Origin of the sequence: Rhizobium etli 8C-3 (genome assembly GCF_001908375.1) — a bacterium.
GTDB classification, from domain to species: domain Bacteria; phylum Pseudomonadota; class Alphaproteobacteria; order Rhizobiales; family Rhizobiaceae; genus Rhizobium; species Rhizobium etli_B.
In genome coordinates this window covers 3950473-3967192 of the sequence record NZ_CP017241.1, presented here as the reverse complement: position 1 = coordinate 3967192, position 16720 = coordinate 3950473, and the positions used below count along the sequence as shown (strand labels likewise).

Here is a 16720-nt window from a genome sequence, read left to right as displayed (position 1 = left end):
GTTCTGTTCCTCAGATTCCGTCTCATCAAGTCCTACGCCATATTTCGATCGCTGGCAAAGACCGGAAGACGAGCTGTTGCCGGGCCAGGGCCGATGTGATTTCAATCGAAGTCCCAAGCAAAACAAAAACATGTGAGAAAAATGGAGAAAACAAGGCGAAGCGCAAGAACTGTATCATCCACCATTATTGTGCGCCCCGCGCCCGGCAGGAAAAGCCGCGCACTCATTCAATGCGGTCCTTTCGTCTTTCCTGCCGCGATCGGCCGTTCCGGCCGCACCATCTTGAAGCGCGAGGGCGACGGTGCAACGCCGATTGCTTCCATGAAGCTGCTTTACGGGTTTTGCCGCGGCAAACATCCGAGCCGCCTTAAGACACCGCTCCCGATCCGCCGCATCCGTGACGACATGCTCTGGTGCGACCAGCCCGGCGACCCGAACTACAATCGCCTCGTCAGAGCGCCGTTCCGTAAAAGCCACGAAGAGATGAAGCGCAAGGACGGTCTCTACGACATATGTCTCGTCATGGATTGGAATATCACATCCCGCGCCCGCAATCGGGGATCAGCCATCTTCTTCCATCTGATTGGGCCGGGATATCAGCCGACAGCCGGTTGCCTTGCCATCCATCCGCGCGACATGCGCCGCCTTTTGCCGCACATGCGCAAGGGGACAGTCATACGCGTTGTATGAGCATCAGGGGTGATAATCCGTGCACCGTCTCCTATATCCGCTTTGACCGGCGCTCAGGCTGAAGGGCCGGGACATCCGCTTGCGGGTTCAAATTCATGACCCACCAATCCTTCAAACTCCCGGAGATTTATTGTGGCCAATCAACCCATCATCACTTTCCATGACGGACATTCCATTCCCCAGGTCGGCCTCGGAGTATGGCAGACGCCACAGGAGGTCGCGGCTCCGACGGTTCGCAAGGCTCTCGAAGTCGGCTACCGCCATATCGACACGGCTTCGGGCTACGACAACGAAGAGGGTGTCGGCGAGGGCGTGCGGTCCTCCGGTCTCGATCGCAAGGATGTTTTCATCACGACAAAGCTTCGCAACACCGACCAGGGCTACGACAGCACTCTGCGTGCCTTCGAGGGCAGCCTGAAGAAGCTTGGCACCGAATATGTCGATCTCTACCTGATTCACTGGCCGTCACCGCATCGCGGACTCTATCGCCAGACCTGGAAGGCCTTCGTCAAGATCAAGGAGGAAGGCCGTGCGCGTTCGATTGGCGTCTCCAACTTCTATCCGGATCATCTGGATCACATTATTGGCGATACCGGGGTGGTCCCGGTCATCAACCAGATCGAACTGCACCCGGATTTTCAGCAGAAGGCGGCGCAGGACGCTCACCGGAAGCTGAATATCGTGACCGAATCCTGGAGTCCGCTCGGTCAAGGGAAGTTCATCGCCAACCCGGTTATCGGGGAAATCGCCAGGAAGCACAGCAAGACACCCGCGCAGGTCATCATTCGCTGGCATATCGAGAGCGGCCTTGTCGTGATCCCCAAGTCGGTGACGCCGTCGCGCATCGAGGAAAACTTCAAGGTGTTCGATTTCAAGCTCGATGGCGAGGACATGGCAGCGATTGCCAGGCTTGACGACAGGAATGCCCGAATGGGACCGGAGCCCTATACGGCAACGTTTTGAGCAACAGACCGCCATCTCCTCCTCCACCATTGCGCGGAGGAGGAGGCGTTCGCTCAGGTGAGTTCACGCGGTGTCACGAAGCGCTCGAGACGTCCGCTTCCAGGCGATATATCCGCCCAGCTGTTCGCCTCAAAGGCGATGATCGCCATGCCGGCAGTGGCGAATTTCTCCTTCAAGCGTGCGCAGGCCTCCCGATCGCCGTTTCCGATGAGATTGTTCGCGAGATCCTGAAATCCGGGATTGTGTCCGACAAGCATGACGGTTCGAAACGACGGCTCAATCTTGTGGAGCAGGCCGACAATGCGCGTTGCCGAGGCTTCGTATAAATCCGGCACATCGCGTTCCACAGTCGAGGCGGAAAGCTTTTTTGCTACACGCTTCCATGTTTCCTGCGCGCGCCGCGCCGTCGACACCAGGGCGAGATCCGGCAAGAGCCCTTCACGATCCATATAGGCGCCGATCAACGGCGCGGCCTTTCGCCCGCGCTTGGCAAGCGGGCGGTCATGGTCTGCGACATCGTCCGGCCAAGCGGATTTTGCGTGGCGCAGCAGAAAAAGGCGAAGGTACTTCGGCGAAGGCTTTTTCGACGCATTCATGCCGCTCACCTGAAAAAGGCAGGAGACCATTGTCTCACCGAATGCGCATCTTGTCTTCTCAAGATGGCATGCCTCCCTTTCAAACCGAAAGGGAGGCAATATCCGTCAGTTCCACTCGCGGATATCGACGAAATGGCCGGCGATTGCAGCAGCGGCAGCCATGGCCGGCGAAACGAGATGCGTGCGCCCCTTGAAGCCCTGACGGCCTTCGAAGTTGCGGTTGGACGTCGATGCGCAGCGCTCGCCCGGCTTGAGGCGGTCGTCGTTCATGGCAAGACACATCGAGCAGCCCGGCTCACGCCAGTCGAAACCGGCTGCCTTGAAGATCTTGTCGAGGCCCTCGGTTTCGGCCTGTTCCTTCACGAGGCCGGAGCCGGGAACGATCATGGCGTTGACGGTCGAAGCAACGGTCTTGCCTTCGACGACCTTGGCAACTGCTCGAAGGTCTTCGATACGGCCGTTGGTGCAGGAGCCGATGAAGACGCGATCGATGTTGATCTCGGTGATCGGCATGCCTGGCTTCAAGCCCATGTAGTCAAGCGCGCGCCACTTTGAGGCTCGCTTGGTTTCGTCCTGAATCTCGTCCGGGTTCGGAACGACGCCCTGAACCGAGACGACGTCTTCCGGCGAAGAGCCCCAGGAGACGATGGGCGGCAGTTCGGCGGCGTTGAGCTTCACGATGCGGTCGAAATGTGCGCCTTCGTCGGACTTGAGCGTCTTCCAGTAGGCAATCGCCTGTTCCAGAGCCTCGCCCTTCGGCGCACGCGGCTTGCCCTTGATGTATTCGAAGGTCGTATCGTCGGGCGCAATCAGGCCGGCGCGGGCACCGCCTTCGATCGACATGTTGCAGATCGTCATGCGGCCTTCCATCGACAGCGCACGGATCGCTTCGCCAGCATATTCGATGACGTAGCCGGTGCCGCCAGCCGTGCCGATCTCACCGATGATGGCGAGAACGATGTCCTTGGCGGTGACGCCTGCCGGCAGCTTTCCGTCGACCTGCACCAGCATGTTCTTCGCCTTCTTCTGGATCAACGTCTGCGTCGCCAGGACGTGCTCGACCTCGGACGTGCCGATGCCGTGGGCGAGCGAGCCGAAGGCGCCGTGCGTGGACGTATGGCTGTCGCCGCAGACGATCGTCATGCCCGGAAGGGTGAAGCCCTGTTCCGGCCCGATAATGTGCACGATGCCCTGACGCTTGTCGTTCTCGGAGTAATATTCGACTTTGAACTCGGCCGCGTTCTTGGCAAGCTGCTCGACCTGGATGCGGCTCTCCTCGTTCTTGATGCCGAGATGGCGATCAGGCGAGGTCGGAACGTTATGATCGACGACGGCAAGCGTCTTTTCGGGAGCACGAACCTTGCGGCCCGTCATGCGCAGGCCTTCGAACGCCTGCGGAGAGGTCACTTCGTGGACCAGATGGCGGTCGATGTAGAGAAGACAGGTGCCGTCTGCCTGTTCGTCGACCAGATGGTCGTCCCAGATCTTGTCGTAAAGGGTACGCGGTGCGCTCATGGCTGTTCAGTCCGTTTTTGGATGCAATGGGAGAAGAAATAGGCGGCAAGGCCCGCCGGCCATCATTCGATCAACGAAGTCGGCTGTTGAGCGCACCGGATACCGTCGCAAAGAAACGGGCCGGCAGGCGATAATGATCCTGCAGCACAAATATATGCGCGCCAATGCACCGGAACTTGCTTTCCATGGGCCTGCATATAGCGATTTTTCTCGGAAACGGCAATTCGAATCATGCAGCGCTACCGGCTGTGAGCTCTGCCCATCCGCTGCTCGATCTGCCGCAGTGCGAGCGACAAGCCAATCGTCAGGATCAGATAGATATAGGTGACGATCGAATAGGTCTCGAAGAAGCGGAAGGAGCCGGAGGCATAGACCTTGCCCATCTGCGTGATGTCGGAAACGCCGAGCACGGAAACGAGGGAGCTGTCCTTCACCATCGAAACGAAATCGTTCGATAGCGGCGGAAAGATGACGCGGATCGCCTGCGGAAAGACAACAAGGCGGAAGCGGTGGTAGCGCGACAGGCCCAGCGCCTTTGCCGCTTCGATCTGCCCATGGTCGACCGATTGGATGCCGGCGCGGAAAATCTCGGCAATGAAGGAGGAATACCCGATCATCAGGGCGATGATCGCACGCCACATCAGTGACAGGTCACGCACGAGGACCGGTTCGGCCAATCCGGCTTTCACAAATGGCGTGATCAGGAAATTATAGGCGCCGACAATGCCCGGAGCCCCGACAAAGGCCACATAAAAGAGCAGCACGAGCATCGGGATGCCGCGGATGATCTCGATGTAGAAGCGGGATGCTTGCCGCAGCGCGACGCTGTCGGATAGCCCGAGAAGAGCGATGCCGAGGCCAAGCAAGGTGGCCAGCGCAAAGGCGACCAACGTCACGACGACAGTGATCCATACGCCGTTGACGACGGTACGGAAAACCTGTGCATAGATGCCGTTGGTGACGATGACGATGGCAAGGATGATGCCGATCGCAGCAAGGGCAGCCAGCCACCACGGATAGTCGCCCTTTGAATTTCCCGCAGGAGAAGGCTGCAGGGCCATCAGCGGCCGACCTGCATCACTCGCCCATCTTGTAGTCGATGAACCACTTCTTGTTCAGTGCGTCGAGCGTGCCGTCGGCTTTCAATTCGGCGATCGCGGCGTTGATGGGGGCAACGAGATCGGAGCCCTTCGGGAAGATGAAACCGAAATCCTCGGTGCCGAGCGGTCCGCCGATGACCTTGAGCGTGCCGTTCGAGGCATCGACATACCCCTTCGCGGCAACGCTGTCGGAAAGCACCACGTCGACGTCTCCGGCCTTGAGCGCCTGGACCGTCGCGCCGAAGGTTTCGAAGAGCTTGATACGCGGATTCTGCTCATTGCCGTCAAGGATTTCATAGACGGCGGTGTAGAAGGGCGAGGTGCCCGGCTGCGCGCCCACAAGGCCGTCCTTGACTTCACCGAAGCTCTTGGCGTCCGTGAAGCGGCCCTCATCTGCCCGGACCAGCATGAACTGCTGCGAGCGCATATAAGGGTCGGAGAAATCCACCTTCTGCTTGCGGTCGTCCTTAATGGTGATGCCGGTCATGCCGATGTTGTACTGATCGTCGGAGACGGCCTGGATCATCGCGTCCCAGCTCGTGTTTTGATATTCGACCTTGAAGTTCAGCCGCTTGGCGATCTCGTTCATCGCGTCATATTCCCAGCCGATTTGCTTGCCGGACTTGGGATCGACGAATTGCAGCGGCGGATAGGCATTCTCGGTCACGACGACCACCGTCTTGCCGCCTAGATCCGGCAGATCGGCGCCGAGGGCTGCCAACGGCGAAAGAACGAGAGCGGCAAGGCCTGCAAGGATGGTGCGGCAAAACGGCATCAGGATTCTCCAATGAAATGGTGCCCGGGGAAACTGTCATAGTTGCGACGCCGATGGCAAGAGCGTGGCTCCCACGGCGCAGACCCAAAACAGAAAAGGCGGCCCGAAGACCGCCTTTCCATGCAAAGAGTTTTGCGTTCGCTGACCTTATTCTGCCGTAGCCTCTGCAGCGGCTGCAGCTTCAGCTGCTGCCTTTGCTTCTGCCGCTTCGGCTGCTGCCTTTTCGGCTGCGAGAGCCTGAGCTGCTGCAACCTTCTCGGCTTCGATACGTGCCTTTTCCTCGGCAACAGCAGCGCGCTCGGCGTCGTTGAGCTTGCGGGCGCGGGTGCCGGTGTTCTCAACGATACGGGCGGACTTGCCGCGACGGTCGCGCAGGTAGTAGAGCTTCGCACGGCGAACCTTGCCGCGGCGAACGACTTCGACACTTTCGATCATCGGAGAATAGATCGGGAATACACGCTCGACGCCTTCGCCGTAGGAAATCTTGCGGACCGTGAAGTTTTCCTGCAGGCCGCCGCCGGAGCGGGCGATGCAGACGCCTTCATAGGCCTGGACGCGGGTACGGTTGCCTTCCGTAACCTTGACGTTGACGCGGAGCGTGTCGCCAGGAGAGAATTCCGGAAGCGTGCGCTTGGCTTCGATCTTGGCGGCCTGTTCGGCCTCGAGCTGCTGAATGATGTTCATCGTCTTAACCCTTGGTTCTTCTGAAACAGCCAGAGCGCTCGACACGTGAATCCTTTGGCATTGCCTCGGGATTTTGCCCTTTGCGGGCGGGAGCGGATTCGCCATTCTTTGTTTGCTGGCAGACGGGGCTAGCCCCATTTCCGCGTGCGCTACTACACGAAAGCCAGGGCCTTGTCATCCCTTGGACGACATTTTTATAAGGCGGAGGCACGGATTTGCGGCTTTCAGTCCTTCAGAAGGTCCGGCCGCCTTTCCTTTGTCAAGGCAACCGCCTGCTCATGTCGCCACCTCTCGATGGCGCCGTGATTGCCGGAGGTTAGGATCGCTGGAATTTCGCGGCCTTCCCATTCCTGCGGCCGGGTGTAGTGCGGATGCTCCAGCAAACCGCCTTCGAAACTCTCATGCAGACCCGAAAGATCATTGCCCATGACACCCGGCAGGATGCGCACGATCGTGTCGAGAACGACCAAGGCGGCGGGCTCGCCTCCCGAAAGCACGTAATCGCCGATCGAAATTTCTTCAAGCGCCCGCGCGTCGATCACCCGCTGATCGACACCTTCGAAACGGCCGCACACGATGATCACGCCCTGGCCTGCTGCAAGCTCGCGCACACGTTCCTGCGTCAGCGGTTTGCCGCGCGGGCTCATCAAGAGCCGCGGACGCGCATCGTCCTGGCAAGTGCTGTCGATCGCCCGCGCCAAAACGTCCGGCTTCAGCACCATGCCGGCGCCACCGCCTGACGGCGTGTCGTCGACGGTGCGGTGCTTGTCGGTCGCAAAATCCCGGATCTGCACGCTATCCAGCGACCATTGCCCGCGCTCCAACGCCTTGCCGGCGAGCGAATAGCTCAGATGCCCCGGAAACATCTCCGGATAGAGTGTCAGGACGGTCGCCCGGAAACCCATGGCAATCTCACTTCTTTTTCTTCGGCTTGCCGGAGGCGAGCTTGGAGATTTCCTGCGGATCATCGACAAGGCCCGCTGCCAGCGGATCGATCAGGATCGTGCCGTCCTCGAGATCAATTTCGAGAACCGATGCTTCGGAGAAGGGGATGAGCACGGGGCGCTTGCCCGGCCCCTTGAGCTCCAGCAGGTCGCCCGCGCCGAAGTCGAAGACGCCGGTAATGGTGCCGTAGCTGACGCCTTTGTCGTCCACGGCCTCCAGCCCTTCGAGATCGGCATAGAAGAATTCGTCCTCCTCCAGTTCGTCGTCTGGCAGGTTGTCGCGTTCGATATAGAGTTCCAGGCCGTTGAGCGCCTCGGCCGCATTGCGGTCGTTGATGCCACGGAAGCGAACGACGACGACATTCTTCATCTCGCGGATTTCGAGGATCTCGAAGGACCGCCCGTCCATGCTGTGCAAATGACCATAGTCGCCAAGTGCCGTCGGATCGGCCGTATAAGCCTTGGCGCGCACTTCGCCACGGATGCCTTGCGCGCCGCCGATCGTTGCCATCAGTACGGGTTTTTCAAGCTTTGTCATGGGGCCCTTCATGTGAAGCCGCAAATCTGGCTTCTCATAAACGAAGTCTGCCGGAATGAAAATGAAAACGGGCGGCATGTCGCCATGCCGCCCGTCGGATCGGGATATGACCCCGAAATTATTCTGCGGAAGCGGCGGCTTCAGCTGCGTCGGCAGCTTTCTGAGCCTTCTCGGCAGTGCGTTCCTGGGCCTTCTTGCCGGGCTTGGCCTTTTCCGGGTTGTTCTTGGCCTCGCGCTTTGCAACGCCGGCCTCGTCGAGGAAGCGAAGAACGCGGTCGGTCGGCTGCGCGCCGTTGTCGAGCCAGTGCTTGACGCGCTCGGCGTTCAGTTCGACGCGCTTTGCGTCGTCCTTGGCGAGCATCGGGTTCCAGGAGCCGAGCTTTTCGAGGAAGCGGCCATCGCGCGGCGAGCGGGCGTCGGCAACAACGACGTGATAATACGGGCGCTTCTTGGAACCACCGCGGGCGAGACGAATTTTCAGTGCCATGTCATTTACTCCTTAGGCTTTTCTTGACCGCTTCGTGAGGCGGTGTTGGTTCATTTTGCTGCGGCGCCGCGCTCTGCGTGATCCGCAGCGATCTGCTCATGATGCCGGATGACTTCCGTGATGACGAAGTTCAAGAACTTCTCGGCGAAATCCGGATCCAGATGCGCATCTTCGGCAAGCTGCCGAAGACGGGCGATCTGGTATTCCTCGCGCGCCGGATCGGCCGGCGGCAACTTGTACTTGGCCTTCAAAACGCCGACCTCTTTGGTGCAGCGGAAGCGTTCGGCCAGGATGTGGACGAGCGCCGCGTCGATATTGTCGATCGACTGACGGTAGCTCGAAAGCTGGGCTTTGACGTCCGGATCAATCATCAGGCAGGCGATCCTTTCACTTCTTCTTCGGCAATCCGGGCAGACCCGGAAAACCACCGCCGAGACCCGGTAGCTTTGCGCCGCCAAGGCCTGGCAAGCCGCCCGGCAAACCGCCACCTAAACCAGGCATGCCCCCACCCGGCTTCCCAAGACCTGCCGCCTCGGCCTGCTTTTGAAGTGCCTCCAGCTGCTTGGGGTCGATATTCGAAAGATCAGGCATCCCGCCCATGCCGCCGAGGCCCATCTTGCCGGCAAGACCTCCCATCAGCTGCTTCATCATGCCGCCTTTGCCCTTGCCGCCCATCATCTTCATCATGTCCGCCATCTGGCGGTGCATCTTGAGCAACTTGTTGATGTCGGCAGCCTCGGTGCCGGAGCCGGCAGCGATCCGCTTCTTGCGGGAATGCTTGAGAATGTCCGGGTTGGCGCGCTCGGCCTTCGTCATCGAGGAGATGATCGCAAGCTGGCGCCCGAAAAGGCTGTCATTCAGACCGGCGGATGCCATCTTGTCCTTCATGCCGGCCATGCCGGGCATCATGTTCATGATGCCGCCCATGCCGCCCATCTTCTGCATCTGGCGCAGCTGGTCGGCGAGGTCGTTGAGGTCGAACTTACCCTTGGCCATCTTGGCGGCCATGGCGGCCGCCTTTTCGGCGTCGATATTCTCAGCCGCGCGCTCGACGAGCGAGATGATGTCGCCCATGCCAAGAATACGGTCTGCGATACGGCGGGGATGGAATTCTTCCAGCTCGCTCATCTTTTCGCCGACACCGATCAGCTTGATCGGTTTGCCGGTGACGGCGCGCATGGAGAGAGCCGCACCGCCGCGGCCGTCGCCGTCCATGCGGGTGAGCACGAGGCCGGTGATGCCGACGCGCTCGTCGAAATTGCGGGCCAGATTGACGGCGTCCTGACCGGTCAGTGAGTCCGCGACCAGCAGGATTTCATGGGGGTTCGACTTCTTCTTGATGTCGGCCATTTCGACCATCAAGGGCTCATCGATATGCGTACGGCCGGCGGTGTCGAGGATGACGACGTCATGGCCGCCGAGCTTTGCTGCCTGAACGGCGCGTGCGGCGATATCTGTCGGCGACTGGCCAGCGATGACCGGAAGCGTATCGATACTGGTCTGGGCGCCGAGCTGGCGAAGCTGCTCCTGCGCTGCCGGACGGCGCGTGTCGAGCGATGCCATCAGCACCTTCTTCTTCTCGCGCGCCGTCAACCGGAGGGCGATCTTGGCCGTCGTCGTCGTCTTGCCGGAGCCCTGCAGGCCGACCATCATGATCACGACGGGGGCAGCAGCGTGCAGATCGACGCCGGCGCCTTCGCCGCCCAGCATTTCGATCAGCTCGTCATGAACGATCTTTACGACCATCTGGCCGGGCTTGATCGACTTCAAAATCTCTGCGCCGACGGCCTTTTCGCGTACGCGGTCGGTAAAGGAGCGTACGACATCGAGTGCAACGTCGGCTTCCAGCAATGCGCGGCGAACCTCGCGCAGCGCTGCGGAAACATCGGCTTCCGAAAGCGCGCCACGGCCTGTCAGTCCATTCAAAATGGATCCAAGACGGTCCTGGAGGTTTTCAAACATCGGCTCTTCCTTGATACGTTTCGGGCAGGAATGATATGCCCGGAAACGTCGTGCTTTTCCGTGACGAAAACAAGACGCAAAGCCAAAAAGCACCCGAGGGCGCATCGCGCTGTCGGGTGTGGACCTCCGGGATCTCTTTATACCTTGTCGGGTCCCGGTCGGCGGCTCGAGTCTTGAAGCTCGTCATAGATTGAGCGGCGGTAAACAGGAAAGTAGGGACAAAGTCAAGACAATCCCGACAATTGACCGCATTGCCGGCTCCAAAGCACTGGTGAGCCGCTCGTGTAATCTCAAGCGATACCGTCAAAAGCCTGCAACGAATTCACCCCCATGGATTTCATTGTGTGTACAAAAGGTGAGATCGCGTCCCGGCCGGCAAGATTGCCACGTGGCGCTTCAGTTCGGGTGCGATCCCGAACCGTGTGCGTTGATGATTGCGTCGGCCTCTTTGCCGTAGATCTCCTCGAAGTGATCGAAGGCTTTGGTGTAGTATCCGATTCCTTGCGTAGCGGAGCGCAACGTGCGGGCCAGTTCGTCGAGCGCCCCACCGGGAACGAGTGCCCGGAAGACATCCCATCCTTTGGCGCTCTCATCGCGATCGAAGCCGAGCACCTGGCCCTTGAGTGCCGAGACGATCGCCACCATGCTGCCAGAGAAGATGGATGGAATATGGATTTCGACCCGGACCACCGGCTGCATCAGCACAGCCGCTGCCTCTGACAACGCCTGCCGCACGCCCATGCGTGCCGCTGCCCGAAAGGCGAAGTCGGAGCTGTCGACGGAATGGTACTGGCCGTCCGTGAGCGTCACGTCGACATCGATCACCTGAAAGCCGAGCGGGCCTTTCTCCATGGCTTCACGGGCGCCGGCCTCCACCGCGGGAATGTAGTTGCGGGGCACAGTGCCGCCCTTGACCGTCTCGCCGAAGGTGAAGCCCTGCCCCCGTTCATTGGGACGCACACTCAGCTGCACGTCTGCAAACTGCCCCGCGCCACCCGTCTGCTTGCGGTGACGATAGTGGACGTTCGAGGGCTTTGAGATCGTTTCCCGATAGATCGGGTTCGGCGATCGATCCGTGACTTCGACGCGAAATACCTCCGACAGGGTCCTGCGCAGATCACGCAGGTGCATCGGTCCTTGCGCGCAGATCAACTGTGCGCCTGTTCCCTCCTCCTGCATCACCTTCAGGCCGCGATCGGTCTCGGCAAGCTTTGCCAGCGTCGCCGACAGCTTCGTTTCGTCGCGCTCGGTGCCCGGAACAAGGATGCGTTCGAGCATCGGCGTCGGCGGCGTCGTCCAAGCGGGCGGTGCAAAAGCCTCGGCCGCTGTCAGCAAGGCGGGTGCGGGCAGGTGATCTGACTTGACTGCGGCAAAAATCCTGCCGCGCGCCGAGTTGCCGCCGGCAAGGGGACGGCCGTTTCCTCCCTCCTGAACCGACCCGAGACTGGCGCCGGCCAGCGCAGCGCCCTGTTTCAGTCCGTCGGCAAGCGCACGAACGAGAGTCGTCTTTCCAACGCTCGGCCGGTAGTAGGCGTGGAAGCTCACGGCAGCCAATGCCGTTTCATCCACGCTGGCGGTGGCAGCCAGCCGGCTCCGCAGGGCTTCAACAGGCGGCGCTTCGTGGCGCAGCGTCTTCATCAGCCGCTTGATGCCGTTGCTGTGGGATGCTGCGCCGAAGAGCACGGGAATGACCTTGTTTTCCTTCAGGATCCGCGAGGCGATGGCAAAGAGTGCATCGCTTGCCGGCTCGCGATCTTCGATCAGTTCCTCGAGAAGCCAGTCATCGTACTCGGAAAGCTGTTCCAGCAGTTCGGAACGTGCCTCGTGCTCGCGCGCAACTGCACTCTCGGGCAGTTCGACGAGGGCCGAAGGCTGGCCTTCCCGATAGCGCCAGGCGCGCTCCGAGATCAGGTCGCAGCTGCCGACCACCATATCGCTATCGCGGATCGGTATCTGCCGCAGGACGAGGGGATGGCTGGAATAGGCCTGCAGGGCGGCGATGACATCGCGCAGGCGCCCCTGCGGCTCGTCCATCCGGTTCACAAAAAGAATGCAGGGCGTTCCCGAAGCTTCGATGGCGCGAAGATAGGGTGCTGCCAGCACTGCCTCGTCCGGCGCCGGCGATACGCACAGGATGCAGGCATCGCTTGCCAGAAGCGAATCCTGGGCGAGAGCCAGCGCCTCGTTGGCGCCGGGCGTGTCCAGCGCACACCATCCCTCGCTTCCGAATTCGAATTCCGTCAGGCTCGATCCGTATGGAGAGAGGGACTTTCTCGGTGTCCCTTCGAGCGAAGCCAGCTTTGCGACGAGCGTCGACTTTCCCGTCTGCGAGGGTCCAAGTACCGTGAAGCAGCGCATCGGCTATCCTCCCTTTGCCAAGAACACGCATCCCATTGTCAAGAATGCCTTCAACCGACGAAAAGTGCTAGGCCATTGCGACTTTTCTCAATCTTCGAGGCGGCGGCCGGCCACTGTCCAGACATCGGTGCCGGCAGCATGGCGTCTGTCATGCCGGCGCTTCCTGCGATTCGACCGGCGAAAAAGAGCCGGGCAGCGAAGCGTCGCCGACTGGTCATTGCCCGCACCCACTGGTAATTCCCGCGCGTTTCGGCCATATACAGCCAAAATGGACACGGAATGAGCCTATGAGCGCAACGGTCGAATTCGCGAAGATGAACGGGCTTGGCAACAAGATCCTGGTTGTCGACATGCGCGGCCGCGCAGACAAGGTGACGCCTGCTGCTGCAATTGCGCTCAATGCCCATCCGGACACGGCCTTCGATCAGATCATGGCGATCCACGACCCAAGGGCTCAAGGCACCGATGCCTGGATCGACATCCTGAATTCCGATGGATCAAAGGCGCAAGCCTGCGGCAATGGCACGCGTTGCGTCGTGCAGGCTCTTGCTGCGGAAACCGGCAAGAAGGTTTTCACTTTCCAGACGGTGGCAGGCATCCTCAATGCCGTCGAGCATGACGACGGTACGATCTCGGTCGACATGGGCAAGCCTGTTTTCGACTGGGACAAGATCCCGCTCGCGGAAGAATTTCACGATACCAGCCGCATTGAACTGCAAATCGGTCCGATCGACAGCCCGGTCCTGCATTCGCCCTCCACCATGTCGATGGGCAACCCGCACGCCGTCTTCTGGGTCGACAGGGATGTGATGTCCTTTGATCTTGCGCGCTTTGGGCCGTTGCTTGAGAATCATCCGATGTTTCCCGAGCGCGCCAATATCACGCTGGCGCAAATCACCTCGCCGACCTCGATCACGACACGCACATGGGAACGCGGTGCGGGCTTGACGCTTGCCTGCGGTTCGGCTGCCTGCGCAACCGCTGTCAGCGCTGCCCGCACGGGCCGCACCGGCCGCAGGGTCGAGATTCATGTCGCCAGCGCCAAGCCGCCCGGCATATTGTCGATCGAATGGCGCGACGGCGACGACCACGTGATCATGACCGGTCCTGCCGAATGGGAATGGTCCGGTACGCTCGACCCTTCCAGCGGTTCGTGGGCGCGCGATCAGGCGCAGGAGGCCGAGGCGCAGTGAGCGGCGTTGAGGTCATCACCTTCGGCTGCCGTCTCAATACCTACGAATCCGAAGTGATGCGGGCGGAGGCGGAAAAGGCCGGGCTCGACAATGCCATTTTGGTGAATACCTGCGCCGTCACAGGCGAGGCCGTGCGTCAGGCGCGGCAGGCCATCCGCCGGGCACGACGCGAAAATCCGCATGCGCGCATCATCGTGACGGGCTGCGCGGCCCAGACCGAAAAGCAGACCTTCGCAGAAATGGCCGAGGTCGACGCCGTTCTCGGCAACGAGGAGAAGCTCAACACCTTCTCATATCGTGCCCTGCCCGATTTCGGAGTGGGCGCCGAAGAGAAGCTGCGCGTCAACGACATCATGAGCGTGCGCCAGACGGCGCCGCAGATGGTGAAGCATATCGACGGGCATGTGCGCGCCTTTATCCAGGTGCAGAACGGATGCGACCATCGCTGTACCTTCTGCATCATTCCCTATGGCCGCGGCAATTCCCGCTCCGTGCCCATGGGTGCCGTAGTCGATCAGGCGCGCAATCTCGTCGATAGCGGCTACCGCGAGATCGTGCTGACGGGCGTCGATGCCACCAGTTACGGCGCCGACCTACCCGGCGAGCCGACGCTCGGGCTGCTTGCCAAGACGCTTCTGAAGCAGGTGCCGGACATTCGAAGACTGCGCTTGTCGTCGATCGACAGCATCGAGGCAGACAAGCATCTGTTCGATCTGGTTGCCGATGAGCCGCGTTTCATGCCGCACCTGCATCTTTCGCTGCAACATGGCGACGACATGATCCTGAAGCGCATGAAACGGCGGCATTCACGCGCCGATGCGCTTGCCTTCGTCGATCAGGTTCGCCGTCTGCGTCCAGACATGTGCTTCGGCGCCGATATGATCGCCGGTTTCCCGACCGAGACCGAAGAGATGTTCGAAAATGCCGCAAGCCTGGCGGAAGAAGCCAGGGTCGCCCATCTGCATGTCTTCCCCTACAGCCCTCGCCCAGGTACGCCGGCAGCCCGCATGCCGCAGATCGACCGGTCGATCGTCAAGGATCGTGCGGTAAGGCTTCGTGCTACTGGACATCAGCTTCATCAGTCCCATCTGGATCAGATGGTCGGAACGCGCCAAAGGCTGCTTGTGGAAAACAACGGGCTTGCACATACCGAGAACTTCACGCTTGTCGCAGTCCCCGATCTTCGGCCGCGTTCATTCGTCGAGGCAATCATCACCGGCCATAATGGCAAACATCTCGACATGCAATTGACAGCCGCCGACGCGGCCTGATTTCACGGAATTCCCCATGGCGCTCAGCTTCATCAAAAAGGTCTTCACCTTCGGCAAGGAAAAGCCGGCGGAAGAGCAGGCGCCGGAGGCTTCGCAGACAAAGGTTCTCGAAGCCGAACCAGGCCCGCATTCGCACGAGGAACACCTGCCGCTTGCAAGCGATCCCGCTTTTCCGGAACAGTTGGATATCGCGGGCGCCGCCCCGGCTGCGGACGCTGTCGAGCCCTCCGAAGACGCCGAAGATGCGGCGATCCTTCCGGCCGCCTACCAGATTGGCGATCTTGGTGTGATACCACTGTCGCTGCTGGAGGCAGAGGCTGAAGCCGAGCCAGAAACGCCAGCCAAAGAAACGCCCACGGCAAAGACACCCCCCTCAGTTTCTTCGGGAGATCAGGCGGCGGACGAGGCGCCGGTTTTTGATGCTTCTCATGATGAAGTCACGGATATTCGTCCCGAAGAGATTTCAGGGGCGGCCGAGGAAGGCCAAACCGTTCCTCCCCAGCCAATCTCCTTGCTTGGGGGGGAGACGCCCGGCGGGGTAGCGGAGGATGCTCCTTTGCGTGACGCAGATGGCGAGGATGCTTCAAAGACGCAACCTCTACTTCCCAAGGGCTTTGCAACCACTGCGAAAACCACCGAGGCGGAGCCGATTGCTCCTTACCCTAAGCTCACCTGGTTCCAGCGTCTGCGCGCCGGTCTGGCGCGCACTTCGTCGCAACTCACGGGCCAGATTTCCGCGCTCTTTACCAAGCGCAAACTGGACGACGACACGCTTCAGGATCTCGAAGACCTGCTGATACAAGCCGACCTCGGCGTCGAAACCGCCATGCGCGTCACCGATACGCTCGCCTCAGAGCGCTATGGCAAGGATGTGACCGGCGAGGATGTCAGCCGCATCATGGCATCGGAAATAGCCAAAGTGTTGAAGCCGGTCGCAAAGCCTTTGCAGCTCGATCTCACCCACAAGCCCCATGTCATTCTCGTCGTCGGCGTCAACGGCACCGGCAAGACGACGACGATCGGCAAGCTGGCGGCGAAACTTTCGGGTGCCGGATTGAAGGTCATGGTGGCGGCGGGCGATACTTTCCGCGCCGCGGCGATCGAGCAGTTGAAGATCTGGGCCGATCGCACGAAGTCGGAATTCATCGGCACGAAGCTTGGTGCGGATGCCGCAGGTCTTGCCTATGATGCCTTCGAGCAGGCGAAGGCGAAAAAGTGCGACGTGCTGATCATCGATACCGCCGGTCGTTTGCAAAACAAGGCGGAGCTGATGGCGGAGCTCGAAAAGATCGTCCGTGTGCTCGGAAAGCTCGATCCCGACGCCCCGCACACGGTGCTGCAGACGCTGGATGCGACCACCGGCCAGAACGCTCTCAATCAGGTCGAAATCTTCCGCAATATTGCAGGCGTCAACGGCCTGATCATGACCAAGCTCGACGGTACTGCGAGGGGCGGCATCCTTGTTGCGATCTCCGCAAAGCACAAGCTGCCGGTCTATTTCATCGGCGTCGGCGAAGGCGTAGACGATCTGGAGCCCTTCGAGGCCGAGGATTTCGCTCATGCCATTGCCGGGCTTGGGCAATGATGCCACAGATAAGCCGCAACAGCGCGCAAGCCCATGCAAACGACGAACAGGTTTGACGA

General features: G+C 60.5%; 16 protein-coding genes. 5 read left to right on the top strand and 11 right to left on the bottom strand.

Translation table 11 applies throughout. From position 1 onward, the window contains the following. The first annotated feature begins 141 nt into the window (after positions 1–141). A complete protein-coding gene (locus AM571_RS19590; protein WP_074062833.1) occupies positions 142–690 on the top strand; it encodes a L,D-transpeptidase family protein in 549 nt (182 codons plus the stop codon). A 132-nt stretch (positions 691–822) separates the two neighbouring features. Beyond that, the gene (locus AM571_RS19585) at positions 823–1653 is read left to right on the top strand and encodes an aldo/keto reductase (protein WP_074062832.1); all 831 of its coding nucleotides are present in this window, start codon (positions 823–825) and stop codon (positions 1651–1653) included. A 53-nt stretch (positions 1654–1706) separates the two neighbouring features. On the opposite strand, the gene AM571_RS19580 is transcribed toward AM571_RS19585, so the two are convergent. The 11 genes from AM571_RS19580 to AM571_RS19530 all read right to left on the bottom strand — a co-directional run bounded on the left by AM571_RS19580 (position 1707) and on the right by AM571_RS19530 (position 12612). Then, complete coding sequence (locus AM571_RS19580; protein ID WP_074063372.1) at positions 1707–2249, bottom strand: SixA phosphatase family protein; 543 nt, start codon at positions 2247–2249, stop codon at positions 1707–1709. Between the two features lie 105 nt (positions 2250–2354). Continuing rightward, a complete protein-coding gene (gene leuC / locus AM571_RS19575) occupies positions 2355–3764 on the bottom strand; it encodes a 3-isopropylmalate dehydratase large subunit (protein WP_074062831.1) in 1410 nt (469 codons plus the stop codon). A gap of 239 nt (positions 3765–4003) precedes the next feature. Then, the gene (locus AM571_RS19570; protein WP_074062830.1) at positions 4004–4825 is read right to left on the bottom strand and encodes an amino acid ABC transporter permease; all 822 of its coding nucleotides are present in this window, start codon (positions 4823–4825) and stop codon (positions 4004–4006) included. A gap of 16 nt (positions 4826–4841) precedes the next feature. Then, positions 4842–5639: a basic amino acid ABC transporter substrate-binding protein gene (locus tag AM571_RS19565; RefSeq protein ID WP_074062829.1), complete on the bottom strand. Its 798-nt coding sequence runs from the start codon at positions 5637–5639 to the stop codon at positions 4842–4844. A 147-nt stretch (positions 5640–5786) separates the two neighbouring features. Further along, entirely contained in the window at positions 5787–6323 is a 537-nt protein-coding gene (rplS, locus tag AM571_RS19560; RefSeq protein WP_074063371.1) for a 50S ribosomal protein L19, read from the bottom strand. 224 nt (positions 6324–6547) lie between these two features. Next, entirely contained in the window at positions 6548–7228 is a 681-nt protein-coding gene (gene trmD / locus AM571_RS19555; RefSeq protein WP_074062828.1) for a tRNA (guanosine(37)-N1)-methyltransferase TrmD, read from the bottom strand. Between the two features lie 7 nt (positions 7229–7235). Beyond that, positions 7236–7805 carry a ribosome maturation factor RimM gene (gene rimM, locus AM571_RS19550; protein ID WP_074063370.1) on the bottom strand — a complete coding sequence of 190 codons (570 nt, stop codon included), beginning with the start codon at positions 7803–7805 and terminating at the stop codon, positions 7236–7238. A gap of 118 nt (positions 7806–7923) precedes the next feature. After that, positions 7924–8292 carry a 30S ribosomal protein S16 gene (rpsP, locus tag AM571_RS19545; RefSeq protein WP_074062827.1) on the bottom strand — a complete coding sequence of 123 codons (369 nt, stop codon included), beginning with the start codon at positions 8290–8292 and terminating at the stop codon, positions 7924–7926. A 50-nt stretch (positions 8293–8342) separates the two neighbouring features. Continuing rightward, on the bottom strand, positions 8343–8663 hold the full coding sequence (locus tag AM571_RS19540; RefSeq protein WP_074062826.1) for a chorismate mutase: 321 nt from the start codon (positions 8661–8663) through the stop codon (positions 8343–8345). Positions 8664–8679: 16 nt separating this feature from the next. Next, on the bottom strand, positions 8680–10254 hold the full coding sequence (gene ffh, locus AM571_RS19535; protein ID WP_074062825.1) for a signal recognition particle protein: 1575 nt from the start codon (positions 10252–10254) through the stop codon (positions 8680–8682). 396 nt (positions 10255–10650) lie between these two features. Beyond that, positions 10651–12612, bottom strand: a complete 1962-nt coding sequence (locus AM571_RS19530) for an elongation factor G (protein WP_074062824.1) — start codon at positions 12610–12612, stop codon at positions 10651–10653. Between the two features lie 287 nt (positions 12613–12899). Here AM571_RS19530 and dapF point away from each other — a divergent pair, with 287 nt between their 5' ends. The 3 genes from dapF to ftsY are packed head-to-tail and all read left to right on the top strand — an operon-like array spanning position 12900 to position 16661. Next, on the top strand, positions 12900–13805 hold the full coding sequence (dapF, locus tag AM571_RS19525; protein ID WP_074062823.1) for a diaminopimelate epimerase: 906 nt from the start codon (positions 12900–12902) through the stop codon (positions 13803–13805). Continuing rightward, the gene (mtaB, locus tag AM571_RS19520) at positions 13802–15076 is read left to right on the top strand and encodes a tRNA (N(6)-L-threonylcarbamoyladenosine(37)-C(2))-methylthiotransferase MtaB (RefSeq protein WP_074062822.1); all 1275 of its coding nucleotides are present in this window, start codon (positions 13802–13804) and stop codon (positions 15074–15076) included. The genes dapF and mtaB overlap by 4 nt, the downstream gene beginning before the upstream one ends. Before the next feature lie 16 nt (positions 15077–15092). Continuing rightward, positions 15093–16661 (top strand): signal recognition particle-docking protein FtsY, encoded by a 1569-nt coding sequence (ftsY, locus tag AM571_RS19515; protein WP_074062821.1) that lies wholly within the window; start codon positions 15093–15095, stop codon positions 16659–16661. The last annotated feature ends 59 nt before the right edge of the window (positions 16662–16720 follow it).

Bases quoted from the DNA above. Each gene is read 5' to 3' on its own strand.
- AM571_RS19590 (WP_074062833.1), top strand. From the start codon at position 142: ATGGAGAAAACAAGGCGAAGCGCAAGAACTGTATCATCCACCATTATT.
- AM571_RS19580 (WP_074063372.1), bottom strand. From the start codon at position 2,249: ATGAATGCGTCGAAAAAGCCTTCGCCGAAGTACCTTCGCCTTTTTCTG.
- leuC (WP_074062831.1), bottom strand. From the start codon at position 3,764: ATGAGCGCACCGCGTACCCTTTACGACAAGATCTGGGACGACCATCTG.
- AM571_RS19570 (WP_074062830.1), bottom strand. From the start codon at position 4,825: ATGGCCCTGCAGCCTTCTCCTGCGGGAAATTCAAAGGGCGACTATCCG.
- AM571_RS19565 (WP_074062829.1), bottom strand. From the start codon at position 5,639: ATGCCGTTTTGCCGCACCATCCTTGCAGGCCTTGCCGCTCTCGTTCTT.
- rplS (WP_074063371.1), bottom strand. From the start codon at position 6,323: ATGAACATCATTCAGCAGCTCGAGGCCGAACAGGCCGCCAAGATCGAA.
- trmD (WP_074062828.1), bottom strand. From the start codon at position 7,228: ATGGGTTTCCGGGCGACCGTCCTGACACTCTATCCGGAGATGTTTCCG.
- rimM (WP_074063370.1), bottom strand. From the start codon at position 7,805: ATGACAAAGCTTGAAAAACCCGTACTGATGGCAACGATCGGCGGCGCG.
- rpsP (WP_074062827.1), bottom strand. From the start codon at position 8,292: ATGGCACTGAAAATTCGTCTCGCCCGCGGTGGTTCCAAGAAGCGCCCG.
- AM571_RS19540 (WP_074062826.1), bottom strand. From the start codon at position 8,663: ATGATTGATCCGGACGTCAAAGCCCAGCTTTCGAGCTACCGTCAGTCG.
- ffh (WP_074062825.1), bottom strand. From the start codon at position 10,254: ATGTTTGAAAACCTCCAGGACCGTCTTGGATCCATTTTGAATGGACTG.
- AM571_RS19530 (WP_074062824.1), bottom strand. From the start codon at position 12,612: ATGCGCTGCTTCACGGTACTTGGACCCTCGCAGACGGGAAAGTCGACG.
- dapF (WP_074062823.1), top strand. From the start codon at position 12,900: ATGAGCGCAACGGTCGAATTCGCGAAGATGAACGGGCTTGGCAACAAG.
- ftsY (WP_074062821.1), top strand. From the start codon at position 15,093: ATGGCGCTCAGCTTCATCAAAAAGGTCTTCACCTTCGGCAAGGAAAAG.